The following is an 18,579-nucleotide window of genomic DNA, read 5'->3' on the forward strand; positions in this document are numbered from 1 at the left end:
CAACCTCGAATTAACCTTCTCGCTTTAAGAAAGCGTTCACCCTCTTTCGCGCTGCTAACGGGGTTGGCGGGAGAGTCCATTTTGAACGCTCGTCGACTGGGTGGGCTCATACGTGCTGACTGGTCTCGCACGCCAATTCGCTGTGCTGTCGTTGTCCCATGCGGGAGTGAAGGCCGGATCCCGGATCGGCCTCGCTTCCGTATTGCTGCTTGCCGCCGCAGGTTCGGTTCATGACGCCGCCGCGCTGAACGAAACCAAGACGCTCTCGTTCCATCACACCCATTCCGGCGAAGACCTCACCGTCACTTTCAAGCGCGACGGCCGCTATGACGAAGCCGCGCTGAAGCAGCTCAACCACTTCCTGCGCGACTGGCGCACCCAGGACGAGACGGTGATGGACCGTCGCCTGTTCGACATCCTCTGGGAAGTCTATCGCGACGTCGACGGCAAGCAGCCGATCCAGATCATCTCCTCCTACCGCTCCCCCGCCACCAACGCCATGCTCCGCCGCCGCTCCTCCGGTGTGGCGCGCTTCAGCCAGCACATGCTGGGCCATGCGATGGACTTCTATATCCCGGGCGTGCCGCTGGAGCAGATCCGCTTCGCCGGCCTGCGGCTCCAGCGCGGCGGCGTCGGTTTCTATCCGACCTCCGGCTCGCCCTTCGTGCACCTCGACACCGGCAGCATCCGGCACTGGCCGCGCATGACGCATGACCAGCTCGCCCGTGTCTTCCCGGACGGAAAAACGGTGCATCTGCCGACCGACGGCGTTCCGCTGAAGGGCTATGAGCTCGCCAAGGCCGAGATCGAGCGACGCGGCAGCGGCGACGATTCCGGCAGCAAGACGAATTTCTTCGCCGCCTTGTTCAAGGGCAAGTCGGCGGCTCCGGCCGCCAGCAGCAGCGACGAGGATGACGAGGGCGCACCGGCCGCGAAACCGTCGGCGCCGACCGTGGTCGCCGCCGTGACCAAACCCGCCGAGCCGGTGCCGACGCCGCGCGCCAAGCCGCAAGTGGCCGCAATGCTCCAGCTCGCCTCGGCCGATGCGCAGATCGTTGCGCCACCCAAGCCGAAGCCCGCGCCCGTGGCTGACAAGCCGGCGACTGGCAAGCCCGAGACCCCCGCCGACATCATCAATGCCCGCGGATTCTGGGATGATATCCCGGCTGCGCCACAGCAGGCGACGCCGGCGCAAGTCGCCGCGTTGAAGGCGCGCCAGGCGCTCGCCGCAGCCACCGATCCGCAAGCCACCGCGAGCGTCTCCAGCGCGGCCTATCAGGCGCTGGCCTTTGCGCCGGCATCCGCCTCGCCGGTCGATCGCGCCAACGTCGTCGCCGCCTCCGCGCCGATCCCGCGCTCGGCCCGTCCCGCTTCCGCGACGCGCAGCCTCGCTCAGGCGACGGAGATCAATACGGTGGTCGGCAAGAGCGTCGATGGCAGGATCGCCACCGCGACCCGGCTCTCCGCGGCCAAGGGCGACAGCATCTGGCTCAAGATCGTGATGCTGTCACCGAGCGCCAGCCGTGCGATGTCGGTGACGCTGATGGGCGAGCTCGATACGGCGGCGCTGCGCCGCTTTTTCGTCAAGCCGCAGGCCGTGATCGCGATGGATTTTGTCGAGGACCCGATGCAAGGCCTGTCCTGCGACAGCTTCTCGGGCAGCGCGACCGCAAAGCTCCAGACGACGTCCTTCGTCATGCGTACCGCCGCGCTGCGCTGAGAGCCGCGGCCCGGCAAAGCTTTCCCCTGCCCCGTTCTTCTTCCCGCGCATCGATCATGCCGGCAGGCCAGCCCTGATGAGGCCGGATTCGTGACGCTCGCGATCGATCTCGCGCTTGTAGTGCAGGGTTGCAAGATAGGCTGCCACCGAGAACCCGGGTTCGCGCTTCAGGACCTCTGCGGCGTGAGCGCCAGCCGCGACGGCATTGTTCATCTGCGCGAATATCGCTGCAAGGAACGCATGATGAGTATAGTCGGGCCGCGTGATCCTTGAAAACGCCTCGGCGGCCTCGGCGTATTTCTCTGCGCAATAATACGCACGACCGAGATGGCTCCAGAATCGCTCGGGATGATGAGGATTGAGACGCATCGCTTTCCTGATCCAGTCGATGCCCTCCTCAGGCAAGCCCAGCCAGGTCAGGAGCTCTCCCTGCTGCACGACGATCAGATCGTAGTTCGGGTTGAGGGCCAGCGCACGCTCCTGGTGATAGGTGGCCTTTTCATAGTCGTGGCGCGTCAGATTGAGCGCGGCGAGGATCCGGTGCACGTCCGCATCGTTGTCGTCGAGCGCCAATGCGATCTCGAGTTCAGAGGCCACCTGCTCAAAGGTCGCGTCGCGGTCAGCGCACCAGCCATAGATCCAGCACTGGCCGAGCACACACGCCTTCCAGGCGTGAGCGTGGGCGTAATTCGGATCCATTGTCAGCGCCCGGTTGAGCAGGGTCTGCGCCTGCGCGTTGTCCTCGCGTGTTGAACGGTGATGCAGGAGCTTTGCAGCCAGCACGCATTCGTAAGCGCGCATGTTCTCGGTCGGCTTGCGCTTGGTGCGGTCATGCGCTGCCGCTTCCACGCGACCAGGCAACGTCGCGACGATTGCGCGGGTCATCTCGTCCTGGATGGCGAAAATATCCTCGAGCTCGCGATCGTAACGTTCGGCCCAGATATGGCGGTCGGTTTCCGCATCGATCAGCTGCACGGTGACGCGGACGCGCCCCCCGGCCTTCCGCACGCTGCCCTCGATGACATAGTCGACGCCGAACTCACGGCCGATGTCCTGGACCTTTACGGCCTTGCCCTTGTAGACGAAGGTCGAGTTTCGCGAGATGACGAGCAAGTCGTGGAAGCGCGAGAGCTCGGTGATGATGTCTTCCGTGAGACCGTCGGCGAAGAACTCCTGTTCCGGATCGCCGCTCATGTTGGCGAACGGCAGCACGGCGATCGACGGCTTTTTTGACACAACCGGTGACGCAACAGCCTTGGTCGCGTCAGGCAGGCTTGCAGGCCCCTCCGCCAGGCGAATGCGGAAGACGCGGATCGGACGCGTGATGTTCTTGACGCTCTGCTCGCCGAGATCGTCGAATTGAACTCCGTCGAGCCGGTCGCCAACCTGATCGCGCACTGCGCCTGAAACGCAGATCCCTCCAGGCTCGGCGAGCGTCTCCAGTCGCGCCGCGACGTTGACGCCGTCACCGAAAATGTCGTCTTGATCGACGATGACATCGCCGAGATTGATGCCAATGCGGAATTGTATCCATCGTGGCGGCGGGACATCGGCATTGCGCCGCGCCATGCGGCGCTGAACCTCGGCGGCACACAGCACGGCATCGACGACGCTGTGGAATTCGGCGAGCATGCCGTCGCCAGTCGTCTTGATGATGATGCCGCGATTTTTGGCAATGGCCGGATCGATGAGCTCGACCCGGTGGGTCTTGAGGCGCGCAAGGGTACCCGCCTCGTCGACTTCCATGAGCCGGCTAAAGCCGACCATGTCGGCGGCGAGGACCGCGGCAAGCCTGCGCTCTGGTCCCGGCACATCCATCGCTCGGTCCCTTCACCGAGCACTCTAGCAGATGAAGGGATTTCGCCCAAGCTTGGTGCGCTGCAACGCCTACCGGGCGAGACGCCTCAGAGCATTCCCAGCGCCTGCATGTAGGTCTCGAGAATGGTCTCGGCCTCGGCGCGCTCGTTGGGGTCCTGCTTGCGCAGGCGCACGATGGTGCGCAGCGCCTTGACGTCGTAGCCGTTGCCCTTGCTCTCGGCGTAGACGTCGCGGATGTCGTCGGAGATCGCCTTCTTCTCTTCCTCCAGCCGCTCAATGCGCTCGATGATGGATTTGAGCTGGTCCTTGGCAAATTTCGTCGCGGGCTCGTCGTCGCGGACGGCGGCGGAGGTGGCCATCTTGGTACTCCCAATGGAACTGGCAAAACGAGGTGACGCCGGCATCCTCACCGCGCGTGCTGCGTAGACCCTTAGGGTTGGCGCCCTCCGCGTTCAAGGCAGCATCGCGCTCGTCCACAGCGCGCCCACACCTTCCTGCAGCTGCCTGAAGAAAGCTGTTGTGCGGCGCGACTCAGCAGGCCGCAGGCGGCCGTTCAGTGCCCGTGGGGATGGACCTTCTTCATCGCCTCGAGCTGCTCCGGCGTGGCCGTGCCCTGGTATTTCGACTTCCAGGTCTCGTAGGGCATGCCGTAGACAGCTTCACGGCTCTCGTCCTTGCTTAAAGCGACGCCTTGGGCGTCGGCGGCATCCTTGAGCCAATTGGACAGGCAGTTGCGGCAGAAGCCGGCCAGATTCATCAGGTCGATATTCTGGACGTCCGTCCGCGTCCTCAAATGATCGACCAGGCGCCGGAAAGCGGCCGCTTCGAGCTCCGTTCTGGTTTTGTCGTCGATTGCCATAACTGGATTCCTTAAGACCTGCCCCGATGGCGGTCACCCTTACGGGATCAGGTGGGTCCTGTCACAGATTTTGCCATATCACGGCGCAAACGGGCCGAAACCCCGGCCTTGGGACAGTTCCCGGCCCCTACGCCAAATCGTCAATGATCTGATATAGCTTTTCGCGACTATGATCGCCGAATCTCCCCGCTCCCTCCTTCGCATGCTCGCCCGGTTGGTCCCGGTGCTGGCGGTCGCGCTGCTGTGCCTCTGGACCAGCCCGGCGTCCGCCGATTTCCGCCTCTGCAACAACACGTCGAGCCGGGTCGGGATTGCGCTGGGCTACAAAGACGCCGAGGGCTGGACCACCGAGGGCTGGTGGAACATCTCGTCCCGCTCCTGCGAGACGCTGCTGCGGGGAACGTTGGTCGCCCGTTACTATTACATCTACGCCATCGACTACGACCGTGGCGGTGAATGGTCGGGTCAGGCCTTCATGTGCTCGCGCGACAAGGAGTTCACCATCCGCGGCACCGAGGATTGCCTGGCGCGCGGCTACGACCGGACCGGCTATTTCGAGGTCGATACCGGCGAGCAGCGGGCCTGGACGGTCCAGCTCACCGACGCCAACGAACAGCCGGCGCAGCAGCGCGTGCCCGGTCTGCCCGGCCCGGTCGGTCCGGGCGGGGTTCCGGGTTTGCCCAATAGCCCGCCCGGTGGTACGCCCCCGCGCCTGGCCTCCCGCCAGGCGCTGCCCCGCCCCCGTCTGGAAGTAAGCCATGAGGCGCCTTCGCCGTATCAAGATTCTCGCGACCCTGGGACCCGCCTCTTCAGACCTCGCGATGATCCGCCGCCTGTTCGAGGCCGGCGCCGACCTGTTCCGCATCAACATGAGCCACACCCCGCACGACAAGATGCGGGAGCTGGTGGCGACGATCCGTAACGTCGAAAGCAGCTATGGCCGGCCGATCGGCATCCTGGTCGACCTCCAGGGCCCGAAGCTCAGGCTCGGCGCCTTCACTGATGGCGCGGTCCAGCTCCAGAACGGCCAGACCTTCACCCTCGATTCCGACAAGGCGCCGGGCGATGCCACGCGCGTCCACCTGCCGCATCCGGAGATCCTGGCCGCGCTGCGGCCGGGACATGCGCTGCTGCTCGACGACGGCAAGGTGCGGCTGATCGCGGAGGAGACCTCGAAGGAGCACGCGGTGACGCGTGTCGTGGTCGGCGGCAAGATGAGCGACCGCAAGGGCGTCAGCCTGCCCGACACCGACCTGCCGGTCTCGGCCATGACGCCGAAGGACCGCGCCGACCTCGAGGCGGCGCTCGTCACCGGCGTCGACTGGATCGCGCTGTCCTTCGTGCAGCGCGCCGACGACGTGCTCGAAGCCAAGAAGATGATCCGCGGCCGCGCCGCCGTGATGGCCAAGATCGAGAAGCCGCAGGCGATCGACCGCCTCGCCGACATCATCGAGGCCTCCGATGCGCTGATGGTGGCGCGCGGTGATCTCGGCGTCGAACTGCCGCTGGAGCGGGTGCCGAGCCTGCAGAAGCAGATGACGCGGATGGCGCGCCGCGCCGGCAAGCCGGTGGTGATCGCGACCCAGATGCTGGAATCGATGATCCAGTCGCCGGTGCCGACCCGCGCCGAAGTCTCCGACGTCGCCACCGCCGTCTATGAGGGCGCCGACGCCATCATGCTGTCGGCGGAATCGGCGGCCGGCAAATTCCCGGTCGAGGCGGTCTCGACCATGAACCGCATCGGCGAGGAGGTCGAGCGCGACCCGACCTATCGCTCGGTGATCATGGCGCAACGCCCCGCGCCGGAATCCACCGCGGGCGATGCCATCGCGGACGCCGCGCGTCAGATCGCCGAGACGCTCGACCTGCCCGCTTTGATCTGCTGGACCAGCTCGGGCTCGACCGCCGTGCGCGTCGCGCGCGAGCGGCCGAAGCCGCCGATCGTGGCGATCACGCCGAACATCTCGGCCGGCCGCCGCCTCGCCGTCGTCTGGGGCGTGCATTGCGTTGTGGCCGAGGATGCGCGCGACCAGGACGACATGGTCGGCCGCGCCGGCCAGATCGCGTTCCGGGACGGCTTCGTCCGCGCCGGCCAGCGCGTCATCATCGTCGCCGGCGTGCCGCTCGGCATTCCCGGCACTACCAACATGGTGCGCATCGCCTCGGTCGGCCCCGAGGGCGACGCCCATATCTGATTTCCGGTCGCTCCGACAAAAAATGCGAAAACAACCCCATGCACAGTAGAAAGCGCATTTGGCGCCCATGCTGCGGTTCTTCGAAAAACCCTGTGCGACCAACGGCCTGAGCGCAATCAGGCCTCCGCTCTAAGCGCGCGGCGATTTTACGCCCCCACCAGCGCCTTCGTGGTTGGTAGCAGCGTCTGCTGCACCACCAGACCCCTGGCGCGAGCATCCATGACGCCGACGGCGCGCAGCGCCAGCAGCGTCACGGTCTGCACCGCGTCACGCATCTTGACGGGATCCTCGAGATTGTCGGGCGCGAGCGGCCCGACCAGGGCCTCATGCAGCGCGCCGAGCAGCGCGGTGGCGGCGAGCGCGGTATCCTGCGCCGGCAGATGGCCGGCGCGCACGGCGGCGTCGATCCGGGACGCGATCTCGCCCGCGATCTCGCGCCGGCTGGCAATACGCGAGGCGCTGACATCGACATCGACGGGCTCGGCCAGGATGCCCCAGGCCAGCCTGCGCTGCGACAACGTATGGACCGCCACGGTGGTCACGGCGGCCGCCAGCGCCGAAGACGGCCCCGGCGCGGCGTCGGCCGCCCGCCGGATCGCCGCGAGCTCGTCGCGGGAAACCTCGGCGATCAATTCGGAGATCAGCTCGGCCTTGGAGGGGAAGTAGCGGTAAACCGTGCCGGCCGCGACATTGGCCCGGACCGCGACCGGCGCAATCTGCACCGCCGCCATCCCGCCCTCCGCCGCAGCCTCCCGCGCCGCGGCCAATATCGCACTGCGCCGGGCCGCAAGGCGCTTCACCACTTGATGCGTCCGCCGATAAACCATGGCGCGCTTCCTGTCCCACACGCCAGCCACACGCCCTGCGGCCGAACGCTTCGTCACTGCAAAAGATGCAAATCGCCCCGCAAAGACTGAACAACTATTCAGGGTGGATGACAAGATGCAAATGCGTGGAGCGTCACAGCGAACGGGCTGGAGCGTCAGCCACGCCGCGAAGGCGACAGCGCGATGAGATCAGGCTTGATGGCCTGCCGCATAACAACAATAGGTGCGCTGCGGTGGGTGTCCCGGCAATCAATAGCCCAAGACCCAGGAGGAGAGAGCCCTCACCCGGCGCTTCGCGCCGACCTCTCCCGCAAGCGGGAGAGGTTAAAGGAGCCCGCGGCGACTCAAGCGATTCCGCCTGAAGGCCCCCGCTGTAACGCCGCGAGAAGCGACACCCAAAAGAAAAGAGCCCCGTCCAGGACGGGGCTCTCGAAATTCCTAAGGCGTGCAGTCTTACTTCAGGCTGCTCGAGATCGAGCCGAACTTGGTGTTCAGCGAGCTGCCGAGGTTGTTGACGACGGTGATGATCGCGAGCGCGATGCCGGCGGCAATCAGGCCGTATTCGATGGCGGTGGCGCCGGATTCGTCTTTCACGAAACGCGAAACGAGGTTCTTCATAGACTGCTCCAAAGATTAAACGGGGCTACAAACTGGTCTGGTCTTTTCGGCTTCCCAGCGCCGCCTGACCATGAAACCGAACCTAGAGGCAAAGAATTTCGCCGCAGTTAATTCGACTGCGGAAACACGGAGCGGTTTGCGTGTATTCGTCGATGGTAAATCGAAATTGAAAACAATCGGTTAAATTGTCGGGACATGAAATCGGCCCGGCGCCGCTGATTTACCCGAAGTTATGACCGCGCATGGTCCAATGCCGTCCGCTCGGCCTGAAGCGCGATGAGATGAATCGTTCACCGCGCTGCGGGTTATTGTTTGAGCATGATCTTCCCGGAAAACCGCGACACACTTTTCCGGCTCATGCTCGGACCGACAAGAACGACAGGACCACAAGGCGGCATGTCCCTTTCCTTTGCCAACAGCAGCGCGGTGCAGAGCCGCGCGCGCGCCCTGGTGCCGCTGTGCGTCGGTGCCGGCACCTATCTGTTCTTCCTTTTTGTCGGCGACACGCTGCTTCAGGACTCCGACTCGTTCTGGCAGATCAAGATCGGGCAATGGATCCTCGACCACGGCGCAATGCCGTACACGGACTTCTATTCCTTCACGCGGACGGGTGCGCCCTGGATTTCGACGTCGTGGCTGTCGCAGGTGATGTTTGCGTTCTCCTACACGCAATGGGGCTGGGCCGGGCCAGTGATCCTCACCGCGATCGGGATCGCGCTCTCGACCGCGATCTTCGTCTATCTGTTAGATGCGCAGATCGAAGCACCGCGCGCGGTGCTGTTTGCGATGCTGGCGCTGCTGTTGGCGCTGCATCACGTGCTGGCGCGTCCGCATATCCTGGCGCTGCCCGTCATGGTGGCGTGGGTCGGCTTCTTGATGGCGGCGGCCGACCGCAGGAGCGCGCCGTCCTGGACCTGGCTGCCGCTGATGGCGCTCTGGGCGAATTTGCACGGCGGCTTCGTGCTGGGCCTTGCGCTGATCGGCCCGATCTCGCTCGAGGCGGTCGAGCATGCCGAGAAGGGACGACGGCTCCAACTGTTCCTGCGCTGGGTCCTGTTCGGCGTGGGCGCATTGATCGCGAGCTGCTGCACGCCTTACGGCTGGCGGACGCTGATGGGCGCGACCAACATCCTCAGCCTCGGCGAGCTGCTGTCGCTGATCTTCGAATGGATGCCGGCGAACTTCGCCACGTTCACATCATTCGAGGGCGCGCTGCTCGGCCTGATCGCGCTCGGTTACTATCGCGGCGTCGTGCTCTCGGCGCCCAGGATCTTCCTGATCCTGTTCCTGACCTGGAGCGCGCTGACCCATGTCCGGAGCATTGAGGCCTTTGCCTTCCTGGTGCCGCTGGTGCTGGCAAAGCCGCTCGGCGAGATGTTCTCGCGGCCGCCGGCTGACGCCACTGATGCCGACGGTTGGCCGGCCCGCTACGTCACCGCGCTCGGCGCACTGATGATCGTGGCCGCGAGCTGGACCTCGACCTCGCTCTATATGGGGCATCACCGCTTCGGCTTCACGATGACGCAGACGCCGGTTGCAGCGGTCGACCTGCTCGAGCAGCGCAAGGCGCAGCGCATCTTCAACGCCTATCAGTTCGGCGGCTATCTGATCTCGCGCGACATCCCCGTCTTCGTCGACGGCCGCGCCGAGCTCTATGGCGAGAAATTCGTCATGGACTTCTTCAAGGCGACGGAAGGCAAGAAGCCCGAGCTGCTCCCGCGCCTGCTCGATGAATACAAGATCGACGCGACGCTCCTCGTCGCCGATGCGCCGGGCCCGCAGATCCTCGACCAGCTCAAGGGCTGGAAGCGGATCTATGCGGATGACATCGCGGTCATCCATGTGCGGGAGAATGCGGAAGGGGCGGCGGCGCCGTCGAAGTGAGGGCGCAAGTCCAGGGCGTGTGCTTAAGAAGTCCGCTTCCAAGTGCGGAGCGGACGTGGGCAGGCACTGCGGCTATCTGACCCCTTTGCGCACTTTCGGCTACGTCCTCGCTTACGTCAGCACGTAGGCTGGTTCCCCTCCCCCCGCACATTCCGGATTTTCCCACCGCTTAGTTGGAGTATGATCCGGCGGTCACCAGCGCTACCCTGAGGGAGGGAATCATGACGAACTTGGGCCCCTCGACGAGCTTTGACGTCAGAGCCGAAATTACCGCGGCTTATGCCGCCTGGGATTCGGCATTCAACAAAGCTGACGCTAAAGCGATTGCCAAAGCGTACGTCTCGAACGCCAAAGTGCTGCCTCCGACACATCAAATCATATCAGGTCCGGCAGAGATCGAGAATTTCTTCGCTGGGCTTTTTGCGAGCGGATTCGCCGATCACAACCTGACGATCATAGATGCGGGTGGAGACGAGAAGGTGGCCTACGGCACGGCGAGATGGAGCGCCAACGGCAAGGGAGCGGATGGGTCCCGCCAAGCTGCCGGCGGGATTGCTACGCACGTGTTTGAGCGTCAGGCGGACGGTTCGCTGAAGCTAAGGTTGCACACCTTCAACTAAGCCGGCCGTACGCCTCGCCTGACACCAGGCGAGGAGGCGTCGCGTGAACATCGCGGAATGGCTCGATGGTCTTGGGCTGGAGCGTTACTCCCAGGCCTTCCAGGATGCGGAAGTCACGCCTGAGGTCCTGCCAGAGCTGACCGAGGACGACTTGCGGGAACTTGGTTTGCCACTCGGCCCGCGCAAGACGGTGCTGAAGGCGATTCACGCACTCGCTCCGGGAAGCCGTCCCATACCTGTGGAGGTTCGCGCCTCGGCTGGACAGCCAAAATTGCCGCTGCCGTTGGAGGCAGATCGGCGGCAGCTCACAGTCATGTTTGTCGATCTGGTGGGCTCGACTGCGCTCGCCTCGGGACGTGACCCTGAGGAGCTGCGGGACCTGATGCAGGCCTATCACAACACCGTAGCGGGCGAGATCACCCGGTTCGAGGGCCATGTCGCCAAGCTCCTCGGCGACGGCGTTCTTGCTTACTTCGGCTGGCCGCGGGCGCATGAAGATGAGGCCGAGCGCGCAGTTCGCGCCGGGCTTCGGATATCCAAGGCGGTCGCCGCCCTTACAGAGCCGGCTGGTGCAGCACTTGCTGCTCGCGTTGGCATCGCAACCGGTCTGGTCGTGGTCGGCGAACTGATCGGCGAGGGAGAAGCCCGCGAGCGGTCGGTCATTGGAGAGACCCCGAATCTGGCCGCCCGCTTGCAGGGGCTCGCCGAGCCCGGCGGCGTTGTAGTCGCCGATTCAACGCGCCGCCTCATCGGAGAAGCCTTCATATACCAAGACTTGGGGACGGTGCCTCTCAAAGGGTTCCCCGGACCGGTGCAGGCGTGGCTCGTCCTCGGCGAGGGCGTGGCCGAGAGTCGATTTGACGCCCAGCATGGGATGTCGACAACCGCGCTGATCGGTCGCGACCAGGAGCTCGCACTTCTCTTGGACCGCTGGGAACAGGCAAAAGGGCGAGAGGGACAAATCGTTCTGCTCGGCGGCGAACCGGGCATCGGCAAATCCCATCTCGTGCGAGCGCTGCGCGACCGGCTCGCAGGCGTTCCGCACACATGCCTAAGTCATTTCTGTTCGCCATTCCATATCAACAGCGCCCTGTACCCTATCGTTGGGCTACTTGAACGGGCAGCGAGAATACGGCGAGAAGACCCTTCCGAAGAACAGCTCGATAAACTTGAGGCATTGCTCACTCTTGCGACGGACGACATACGCGGGAGCGCACCAGTTCTCGCAGACCTGTTGGCCATCCCGACAGGCGAGCGCTACTCTCCACTGGAGCTTAGTCCACACCAAAAGAAGGAGCGAACGTTCCAGGCTCTGTTGGAGCAGATAAAGGGCTTGGCAGCAAAGCGACCTGTTCTTGCCATCTACGAGGACGTCCACTGGGCCGATCCCACCACGCTCGAGCTCATTGATCGCGCCGTTGACGAGGTGCAGCGCCACTCGATCCTGATGATCGTTACTTTCCGACCGGAATTTGTTCCGCGCTGGACGGCGCATGGACACGTGGCAGCACTCTTCTTGAGCCGGTTGGGACGCAGGCAAGGTACTGCCGTGGTCGACCGGATAACCGGCGGCAAACTGCTTCCGCACGAGGTGCTCGAACAGATCTTAGCCAAGACAGACGGTGTGCCGTTGTTCGTCGAGGAGCTCACCAAGACCGTCCTTGAATCTGGGCTGCTTAAGGACCGCGGGAGCTACTATGAGCTTGTTGGTCCGTTGCCCCCGCTGGCGATCCCGACAACGCTCCAGGATTCATTGATGGCCCGTCTTGACCGGTTGGCACCCGTTAAGGAGGTCGCCCAGATCGCGGCCTGCATTGGCCGAGAATTTGGATACAACCTTCTGAAAGCAGTAACGCCGCTCAGTGAAGATGCCCTCCAGCGCGCTATCGATGAACTCTTGGAGGCGGAACTCATCTTTCGACGAGGAGTGCCTCCGGATGTCGGCTACACCTTCAAGCATGCGCTGGTACAGGACATCGCGCACGAGAGCCTGTTGAAGAGCAAGCGACAGCAGATCCACACCCGTATTGCCGCAGCTCTCGAAGAACATTTTCCTGCGCGTGCGGAGATGGAGCCGGAGACGATAGCTTTGCATCTCGCAGAGGCCGGGCTGGCGGCCAAAGCGGTCGGCTATTGGCTGCAGGCTGGCCGAAATGCCGCGGGGCGTTCCGCCAATCTCGAAGCGATCACTCATCTCTCAAGAGGGCTGGAAGCGCTCAAGGCCTATCCAGAAGGGTTGGAGCGGGATCGTCAAGAACTCGCACTCCAGACAGCAATTGGAGGTCCGCTGATCGCCATTCACGGATACACGTCTCCTCAGCTCGGCACTGCCTTCAGCAGGGCTCATGCGCTCTGCTACGAACTCGATGACATGGATGCGTTGTTCGCCACACTTAGCGGCAAGTATATTTTTCATTTCGTGAGAGGCGACTACCGCGCCATGCAGAGCCTGGTTGCCGAGGCACGCCTCGCCGCCGAGCGAACCGGGGACATGGCACTGGAATTGGGGGCGCATCGTTTGGCGGCTCTCACGGCTATGCACGCCGGTGACTTCCTTACGGCCCGCTCCGAGTTCGAGACGATTTTAAGCCGCTATGACCCGGTCGCCCATCGGCCAGCGCCTGTGCACTATGTCCATGACCCGAAGGCCTCCGCGTTACCCTACCTGGCGGTCGTGCTTTGGGTCCTTGGCTATCCCGATCAGGCCCTGAGAACAAGCCGTGCGGCGTTTGAGTACGCTGCGGAGCTGAACCAGACGAACCTTACCGCTCACGTCGCGGTGTATGGCGGAGCGGGACCTGCGGAGCTGACGGGTGACGTGGCGGCCGTACGTGCGCACGCGGACGCCATCATCGACCTCGCCGATCAGCACAGCTTGAACTACTGGCGGTTGAGCGGCCTCATCCTTCGGGGTTGGGCCATGGCGCAGGAAGGCGACGCGGAGAAGGGCCTGGCGCTCATGCGTCAAGGCTTGAACGATCGGGCCGGGCTCGGAGCCAGCTGGTACCAAGTTCGGTACTTGTGCATGTTGGCATCAGCCTATTTGCAGCTTGGTGATGGCGAGAAAGGGCTCGCTGCACTGACAGAAGCAAAGGACCTCGCGGCGCGCAATGACGAGCATATGTGGGAGGCAGAGGTTGCATGCGTTGAGGGCGAACTGCGGCGCATTCGTGGAGCTCCAGTGGGTGAGGTCGAGGCTTATTTGCAAACTGCACTTAATGTGGCACGCAGGCAAAGCGCGAAGTCGCTCGAACTGCGTGCAGCCATGAGTCTGGCTCGGCTTTGGCGCGATGAAGGCAGGCTTATCGAAGCACGGGATCTCCTTGCCTCAGCGTACCGATGGTTTACGGAAGGCTTCGAAACGCCTGATCTCCTTGCCGCAAAGGCACTCACCGCAGAATTGGCCGAGCTCTAGTGGTTGCTCTGCGGTCGTTCGCCGGACGCCTTGTTTCGCTGAGGTGATGCGTCGAATCGGCTCATTGCGCTCGAGCGCTCGACGTGAGCCCATTCCTTCTCGGAGAGCGCACGATGAAGGCCTTGCTGCTGCTCGTGTTTGCCATGGTTGTCGTGACCCGGGAAGCGACCGCTCAGGACGCACCAAAGGACGCGCAATGCGTCCGCGAGCGCGTCGCCATGGTCGAGACCATCCGGGCATACGCCCGATCCGCCGCCAGTGCCTTGGGACAGCAAGGCCTGTCGGAGAGTGTCCTTGAGGCCATGGAGCAAACGAAACGCCATCTGTTCATCCCCGAGAAATCTTGCTCCATCGCATACGCGGACAGACCGATGCCGATCGGTCTCGGGCAGACCATATCGCAGCCGTACATCGTGGCCTTGATGACCCAATTGGTCGAGGTCGCGCCCGATCACGTTGTGCTGGAAGTGGGGACGGGTTCGGGCTATCAGGCCGCCGTCCTTGCGCACCTGGCGCGAAAGGTCTGCACCATCGAGATCATCCCGCAATTGGCCGAGACCGCCGCGAAAACATTAAGAGACCTCGCGTATGACAACGTGAGCGTCAAGCTTGGCGACGGATACGATGGCTGGCCCGAATGCGGTCCTTTTGACGCCATCGTCGTGACTGCCGCGCTCGGGCAGCCACCGCCGCCCCTGATTGAACAGCTTAAAGTAGGTGGCCGGCTCGTTATGCCGGTGGGACCCGGTTACACCACTCAGCAGCTCACGGTCGTCGAAAAAATCGCCCCCGACAAGACGACGACGCGCGCCGTCGCCCTCGTGCGCTTTGTCCCCTTTACGCGTTCACAAAACTAAGCTCGCAAACGTCCCGTTCTTGCTGAGCCGGAATTTGTCGAGGCGGCCGGCGCCTCGCGCGAATGCCCGCCTCGGACCTCTGGTGAGGTCGGTTATCGCGCCGCTATCAGGGGTATAGCGGACCTCACCGCATACGATGTTGTCGACCGCCGTGCGCAGATGTTTGACGCGCTTCTCTGCCTCGCTGAAGACGTACCGAATTTGAAGACGAATCAATTCCTCAACGTCGCCAAGGCACGCTGAAAGCGAAGTCCATCGACCATTGCGAACCGGTTTGTTGCCGGTGGGACCTAGGGCGCGCGGAACTTTGCATGGTCTATTCGATTGTCGAACAGGGACCCTCATGGCCGAAGCCGATGAGCTTCGAGTGAACTATTATGGCCAAGGAGATCACTGGATCGATAGAGACGATCGCTGCGGCCGCCGAGCCGACCGTGCCATCGGCCCGCGCCGAGGTGTTTTACACTCAGGCCTTGCGCGAGCTCGCGAAGCTGGATCTGCCGTTTCTTTTGGCCGGCACGTATGCGCTGAGCGCCTATACCGGCGTGGTGCGCGCTACCAAAGATCTCGATATCGTGTGCAAGCCGACTGACTATCCACGTGTTCTCAACCACTTCCGCAACCTCGGGTACACCGTCGCAATCGAGGACGAACGCTGGCTCGGCAAGGTCTTCCAGGACGAGCACTTTTTCGATGTGATCTTCGCTTTCTGGCATGGCATGGCTCCCGTGACCGACCAATGGTTCGAATCCGCGCCGCGCATCGAGGTGTTCGGTACGCCGATGCGCATCATCGCCCCGACGGAGTTGATCTGGTCCAAGGCCTTCGTCCAGCTGCGGCACCGTTACGATGGCCCGGATATCGCGCATCTCATTCTCAAGCAGCACGATCAGATCGACTGGCGGCGTCTGCTTGCCTACATGGAGCTGCATTGGGAGGTGCTTCTGGCACATCTACTCAACTTCCGCTGGGCCTATCCGAGCGAGCGCGATTGCCTGCCGCGCTGGCTGATGGACGAACTGGTCGCCCGCCTGAAGACCCAGTTCGAACTTCCTCCTCCGCGCGTGAAGGTATGTCGGGGGCGCCTGTTTTCGCAGGTCGATTATGCCCCGGCCGTTGAGGAATGGGGCTTTGCCGACGCAGACCAGGATAGCGAGTAGCGCGATGTCCGAAAAACCCGACACGCTCACCTTCGCTGCCATTGGCGATCTCCACGTGAAGGAGGACCGCACGTTGTCCTTCCGGGAACTCTTTGCCGAGCTCTCGACCAAGGCCCGGGTGCTCGTCCTTTGCGGCGACCTCACTGACCTCGGCAAGCCGTCCGAAGCGGAACTTCTGGCGGAGGATTTGCGCGCCTGCTCCATTCCCGTTGTCGGCGTGCTCGGAAACCACGACTACGAGTCCGGGCAGACTGAAGACGTAAAGAGCATTTTGAAGGGCGCCGGAATGCACCTGCTCAACGGGCAGTCGTACGAAATCGAGGGCGTCGCCTTCGTCGGCGTGAAGGGCTTCATCGGTGGGTTCGGCCGCCGCATGCTCGCTTCGTTCGGCGAGGCCGTCGTCAAGAGCCTGGTCGCCGAAGCCGTCAACGAAGCGACGCACCTCGAAAATGCGATGCGCGCGGTGGCGAGCAAGCAGGCTGTTGTCGTCCTTCACTATGCGCCGATTCTCGATACGGTTGAAGGCGAGCCGCTGGAGATTCTTCCGTTCCTCGGCTCGTCACGCCTCGGCGAAACGATCGATCGATTTACGGTGAGTGCGGTCGTTCACGGCCATGCTCATCAGGGCCGCTATGAAGGCCGCACGCCCGGAGGCGCGCGGGTTTACAACGTGGCGCGGTCAATCAAGAAGCCCAGCGGTCGACCCTACGCCTTGATTCAGGTTTGAGGCGGGCTGCCACGGCGAAGCCCGGTGGCTCCGAGCTCTTTGACGCTATGGACCTCGATATTGGGCGTTTCGTTAATGCGCAGTGTCGAAGTTGGTGCTCGACCCGACCATTCTTGACCGTGATCTCGCCATAGAGCGCCGCGGTCGCGCCGAAAATGATTCCGCTCTCGGCGATAAACGCGCGCGCGGGAGCAGCAGTTTTTTGCAGGGGCGCGTGCGCAGTCATGAGTGTAAGCGAAGCGGATTGTTTCGAGCTGCTGTCCTCAAAGGGGACTCACGTAGAAACAACGGCTCGGTGAGTTCGCGGCGATCATTGCGTACATTGGAGGGTCTCATGCGATTCATTCTCCGTGTTCTCGCCGCATCCGTGATTCTCGTCTTCTATCTTCCCGTAATCTCTGGAGTCACGCTTGCGATTGCTGATGCGATTGGCGGGTTGCCGGGCACTCTCACCGGCTGGTGGAAGTATATCGGCGATGTGATCGCCGAACGCGCTGGCTTTTCTGGAAGCTACAAAGAGAACATGTTCACTATATGGGGCATCGCGGCGCTCCTCAGCGTCATCGGTCACACACTGCTTTCGATTTCCAGGGCGTGGATGCATCGATGAGGAATTTCGGGAAACCCCGCTGCTTGCCTGAACGCATCCGAAGGGAATGACTGCGCGGTCGTGTACCAGATCGCTCGCGGCCTGCGAGGCCGTCCACACACGGCCCTTAGCCGAACAACGTTGGGCCTATTGTGATGTCTGCTATAGGCGGTAAACCGGCGCGTGACTCGCTCGCTTCCACTGCCGCTTATGGACCCGCTTCGGACATTTTCTTAACGTCCGGCCGACCCGGACAGCGCCGGGCCGGCTGCGTGCATCAATGGGCATGCATCGCTCAGGGACGAACGCGGATGATCGTATTGCCCTTGCGTCGCTCGGTCGGATTTAAGGCAGCGACGGCATCGTCGAGCGTCGAGATGTTGCCGATGTTCGTCCGCAATCGTCCATCCCGTACCCGCTGGACGATCTCACTCAGTTGCGCACGATCGGGCTCGACGACGAAGTCAACCGCCACGCCGTCGGAGGGCCGCGCCTCGGCCGGCCCGACGACAGTCACCAATATTCCTCCAGTTCGAATCAGTCCTGCAGACCGCTTCTGGATATCACCGCCGATAACATCAAATACCAGATCGACTTCGCCGACCTCTTCCAGGGCGTCGTTGTCGAGATCGACGAACTCCTTCGCGCCGAAGTCGAGCACCGTCTGACGGTCGGCGGCACGTCCGGTGCCGATGACGTAGGCGCCGGCCTCTCGTGCGAGTTGCGTCACCATCGACCCGACTGCGCCGGCCGCGCCGTGTGCGAGAACGCTCTGCCCCGCGTGAAGGCGGCCGTGCTGGAACAGCCCTTGCCATGCGGTCAGGCCCGAGATCGGCAGGCTCGCGCCCACCGTGAAGTCGACGTCGCCCGGCAGCGGCGCGAGGTTGCGAGCCTCGATCGCCACATACTCGGCCAGCGTGCCGTCGCGATACCAATCCGCGAGGCCGAACACCCGCTGTCCCACCGACAGCCCCGTGGTGCCATATCCGAGAGCGGTGACCACTCCGGCCAGCTCGTGCCCAGGGATCGACGGTGTTCGGTCACGATCGAGGCGATCGGTCCAGGTCGAGGGCCACGCCAGCTCAGTCGGGACAAATCCCGACGCATGAACCTGAACGACGACGTCGTTTATCGCTGCCTGCGGCGCGGGCCGCTCCACCAGCTTCATCGCGGCCGTTCCCGCGGTTCGGTCCGTTACAACGATCGCCTTCATGGGAATTATCTCCTCGGTCATTTGTTAGTGTGTTGCAGGGGGCGTGGATGTGCCGGCCATCAACAAAACGCCAGGCA

General features: G+C 63.3%; 15 protein-coding genes and 1 pseudogene. 10 read left to right on the top strand and 6 right to left on the bottom strand.

Features of this window, described 5'->3' with window-relative positions:
• Positions 1-112: 112 nt before the first annotated feature.
• Positions 113-1,720: a DUF882 domain-containing protein gene (locus tag LRP30_RS38275; protein ID WP_249758158.1), complete on the top strand. Its 1,608-nt coding sequence runs from the start codon at positions 113-115 to the stop codon at positions 1,718-1,720.
• Between the two features lie 54 nt (positions 1,721-1,774).
• Here the strand turns inward: LRP30_RS38275 and LRP30_RS38280 are convergent, their stop codons facing one another.
• The 3 genes from LRP30_RS38280 to LRP30_RS38290 all read right to left on the bottom strand — a co-directional run bounded on the left by LRP30_RS38280 (position 1,775) and on the right by LRP30_RS38290 (position 4,397).
• Complete coding sequence (locus LRP30_RS38280; RefSeq protein WP_249758159.1) at positions 1,775-3,538, bottom strand: adenylate/guanylate cyclase domain-containing protein; 1,764 nt, start codon at positions 3,536-3,538, stop codon at positions 1,775-1,777.
• 86 nt (positions 3,539-3,624) lie between these two features.
• Positions 3,625-3,897 carry a DUF2312 domain-containing protein gene (locus LRP30_RS38285; protein ID WP_018641571.1) on the bottom strand — a complete coding sequence of 91 codons (273 nt, stop codon included), beginning with the start codon at positions 3,895-3,897 and terminating at the stop codon, positions 3,625-3,627.
• Positions 3,898-4,091: 194 nt separating this feature from the next.
• Entirely contained in the window at positions 4,092-4,397 is a 306-nt protein-coding gene (locus tag LRP30_RS38290; protein WP_128936501.1) for a DUF1244 domain-containing protein, read from the bottom strand.
• 169 nt (positions 4,398-4,566) lie between these two features.
• On the opposite strand from LRP30_RS38290, the pseudogene LRP30_RS38295 reads away from it, so the two are divergent.
• Together LRP30_RS38295 and pyk are read left to right on the top strand one after the other, a co-directional pair.
• Positions 4,567-5,159: pseudogene (locus tag LRP30_RS38295) on the top strand (DUF1036 domain-containing protein).
• Positions 5,156-6,592, top strand: a complete 1,437-nt coding sequence (gene pyk / locus LRP30_RS38300; protein ID WP_091888192.1) for a pyruvate kinase — start codon at positions 5,156-5,158, stop codon at positions 6,590-6,592. Before LRP30_RS38295 ends, pyk begins: the two are co-directional and overlap by 4 nt.
• A gap of 146 nt (positions 6,593-6,738) precedes the next feature.
• On the opposite strand, the gene LRP30_RS38305 is transcribed toward pyk, so the two are convergent.
• Both LRP30_RS38305 and LRP30_RS38310 read right to left on the bottom strand, forming a co-directional pair.
• Entirely contained in the window at positions 6,739-7,419 is a 681-nt protein-coding gene (locus LRP30_RS38305) for a TetR/AcrR family transcriptional regulator (protein WP_128936503.1), read from the bottom strand.
• 453 nt (positions 7,420-7,872) lie between these two features.
• Complete coding sequence (locus LRP30_RS38310; protein WP_014492421.1) at positions 7,873-8,037, bottom strand: Flp family type IVb pilin; 165 nt, start codon at positions 8,035-8,037, stop codon at positions 7,873-7,875.
• A 396-nt stretch (positions 8,038-8,433) separates the two neighbouring features.
• Here LRP30_RS38310 and LRP30_RS38315 point away from each other — a divergent pair, with 396 nt between their 5' ends.
• The 7 genes from LRP30_RS38315 (at position 8,434) to LRP30_RS38345 (ending at position 17,310) form a co-directional block, all read left to right on the top strand.
• Positions 8,434-9,921, top strand: a complete 1,488-nt coding sequence (locus LRP30_RS38315) for a hypothetical protein (protein WP_249758160.1) — start codon at positions 8,434-8,436, stop codon at positions 9,919-9,921.
• 221 nt (positions 9,922-10,142) lie between these two features.
• Complete coding sequence (locus LRP30_RS38320; RefSeq protein WP_128940127.1) at positions 10,143-10,541, top strand: DUF4440 domain-containing protein; 399 nt, start codon at positions 10,143-10,145, stop codon at positions 10,539-10,541.
• A 43-nt stretch (positions 10,542-10,584) separates the two neighbouring features.
• Positions 10,585-13,956 (top strand): adenylate/guanylate cyclase domain-containing protein, encoded by a 3,372-nt coding sequence (locus tag LRP30_RS38325; protein ID WP_249758161.1) that lies wholly within the window; start codon positions 10,585-10,587, stop codon positions 13,954-13,956.
• A 113-nt stretch (positions 13,957-14,069) separates the two neighbouring features.
• The gene (locus LRP30_RS38330; RefSeq protein WP_249758162.1) at positions 14,070-14,813 is read left to right on the top strand and encodes a protein-L-isoaspartate(D-aspartate) O-methyltransferase; all 744 of its coding nucleotides are present in this window, start codon (positions 14,070-14,072) and stop codon (positions 14,811-14,813) included.
• Positions 14,814-15,190: 377 nt separating this feature from the next.
• A complete protein-coding gene (locus LRP30_RS38335) occupies positions 15,191-15,973 on the top strand; it encodes a nucleotidyltransferase family protein (RefSeq protein WP_249758163.1) in 783 nt (260 codons plus the stop codon).
• A gap of 4 nt (positions 15,974-15,977) precedes the next feature.
• Positions 15,978-16,700, top strand: a complete 723-nt coding sequence (locus LRP30_RS38340) for a metallophosphoesterase (RefSeq protein WP_128936509.1) — start codon at positions 15,978-15,980, stop codon at positions 16,698-16,700.
• Between the two features lie 334 nt (positions 16,701-17,034).
• Entirely contained in the window at positions 17,035-17,310 is a 276-nt protein-coding gene (locus LRP30_RS38345) for a hypothetical protein (RefSeq protein WP_249758164.1), read from the top strand.
• Positions 17,311-17,584: 274 nt separating this feature from the next.
• Here LRP30_RS38345 and LRP30_RS38350 read toward each other — a convergent pair whose 3' ends face one another.
• Positions 17,585-18,502, bottom strand: coding sequence for an NADP-dependent oxidoreductase (locus LRP30_RS38350; RefSeq protein ID WP_249758165.1), 918 nt, complete (start codon positions 18,500-18,502; stop codon positions 17,585-17,587).
• Between the last annotated feature and the right edge of the window lie 77 nt (positions 18,503-18,579).

The organism is Bradyrhizobium sp. C-145, from assembly GCF_023375135.1.
Lineage (GTDB): Bacteria > Pseudomonadota > Alphaproteobacteria > Rhizobiales > Xanthobacteraceae > Bradyrhizobium > Bradyrhizobium zhanjiangense.

Coding starts and splice junctions, on each gene's coding strand:
- LRP30_RS38280 (WP_249758159.1), bottom strand. CDS start 3,538: ATGGATGTGCCGGGACCAGAGCGCAGGCTTGCCGCGGTCCTCGCCGCC.
- pyk (WP_091888192.1), top strand. CDS start 5,156: ATGAGGCGCCTTCGCCGTATCAAGATTCTCGCGACCCTGGGACCCGCC.
- LRP30_RS38350 (WP_249758165.1), bottom strand. CDS start 18,502: ATGAAGGCGATCGTTGTAACGGACCGAACCGCGGGAACGGCCGCGATG.
- LRP30_RS38345 (WP_249758164.1), top strand. CDS start 17,035: ATGCGATTCATTCTCCGTGTTCTCGCCGCATCCGTGATTCTCGTCTTC.
- LRP30_RS38290 (WP_128936501.1), bottom strand. CDS start 4,397: ATGGCAATCGACGACAAAACCAGAACGGAGCTCGAAGCGGCCGCTTTC.
- LRP30_RS38335 (WP_249758163.1), top strand. CDS start 15,191: ATGGCCAAGGAGATCACTGGATCGATAGAGACGATCGCTGCGGCCGCC.
- LRP30_RS38340 (WP_128936509.1), top strand. CDS start 15,978: ATGTCCGAAAAACCCGACACGCTCACCTTCGCTGCCATTGGCGATCTC.
- LRP30_RS38320 (WP_128940127.1), top strand. CDS start 10,143: ATGACGAACTTGGGCCCCTCGACGAGCTTTGACGTCAGAGCCGAAATT.
- LRP30_RS38315 (WP_249758160.1), top strand. CDS start 8,434: ATGTCCCTTTCCTTTGCCAACAGCAGCGCGGTGCAGAGCCGCGCGCGC.
- LRP30_RS38330 (WP_249758162.1), top strand. CDS start 14,070: ATGAAGGCCTTGCTGCTGCTCGTGTTTGCCATGGTTGTCGTGACCCGG.
- LRP30_RS38305 (WP_128936503.1), bottom strand. CDS start 7,419: ATGGTTTATCGGCGGACGCATCAAGTGGTGAAGCGCCTTGCGGCCCGG.
- LRP30_RS38310 (WP_014492421.1), bottom strand. CDS start 8,037: ATGAAGAACCTCGTTTCGCGTTTCGTGAAAGACGAATCCGGCGCCACC.
- LRP30_RS38285 (WP_018641571.1), bottom strand. CDS start 3,897: ATGGCCACCTCCGCCGCCGTCCGCGACGACGAGCCCGCGACGAAATTT.